Below are 1,043 nucleotides of genomic sequence, written 5' to 3' on the forward strand. Positions count from 1 at the left end.
AGAACTTTAGCAACAACGCCCGCGCCTACAGTACGGCCGCCTTCACGGATTGCGAAACGCAGACCGTCGTCCATCGCGATCGGGTGGATCAGGGTAACAACCATTTTGATGTTGTCGCCCGGCATTACCATCTCTACACCTTCCGGCAGTTCGATGGTGCCTGTCACGTCAGTTGTACGGAAGTAGAACTGCGGACGGTAGCCTTTGAAGAACGGAGTATGACGGCCGCCTTCATCTTTGGACAGAATGTACACTTCAGATTCGAACTTAGTGTGCGGCTTGATGGTGCCCGGCTTAGCCAGTACCTGACCACGTTCGATTTCTTCACGTTTGATACCACGCAGCAGAACACCTACGTTCTCGCCCGCACGGCCTTCGTCCAGCAGTTTGCGGAACATTTCAACGCCAGTACAGGTAGACTTCGCCGTCTCTTTGATACCAACGATTTCTACTTCTTCGCCCACTTTGATGATACCGCGCTCTACACGACCGGTAACAACGGTACCACGACCGGAGATAGAGAATACGTCTTCGATCGGCAGCAGGAACGGCTTGTCAATCGCACGCTCTGGTTCCGGAATGTAAGAATCCAGGAAGCCAGCCAGTTCGATGATTTTCGCTTCCCACTCTGCGTCGCCTTCCAGCGCTTTCAGAGCAGAACCACGTACGATCGGGGTGTCGTCGCCCGGGAAATCGTACTGAGACAGCAGTTCACGAACTTCCATCTCTACCAGTTCCAGCAGCTCTTCGTCATCAACCATGTCGCATTTGTTCAGGAACACGATGATGTACGGAACGCCTACCTGACGACCCAGCAGGATGTGCTCACGAGTCTGCGGCATCGGGCCGTCAGTCGCAGCAACAACCAGGATCGCGCCGTCCATCTGCGCAGCACCGGTGATCATGTTTTTAACATAGTCGGCGTGCCCCGGGCAGTCTACGTGTGCGTAGTGACGAGTCGGGGTGTCATATTCAACGTGAGACGTGTTGATGGTGATACCACGAGCTTTTTCTTCCGGCGCGTTATCGATCTGGTCGAATGC

1 protein-coding gene is annotated in these 1,043 nt (G+C 54.4%); it reads right to left on the minus strand.

Annotated features, from left to right (window positions below; translation table 11 throughout):
• Positions 1-1,043 (minus strand): elongation factor Tu (gene tuf, locus WB371_RS23760; RefSeq protein WP_336222388.1); only part of this gene is annotated, 1,043 nt, incomplete at both ends.

The organism is Citrobacter amalonaticus (assembly GCF_037053465.1).
Taxonomy (GTDB): Bacteria; Pseudomonadota; Gammaproteobacteria; order Enterobacterales; family Enterobacteriaceae; genus Citrobacter_A; species Citrobacter_A amalonaticus_H.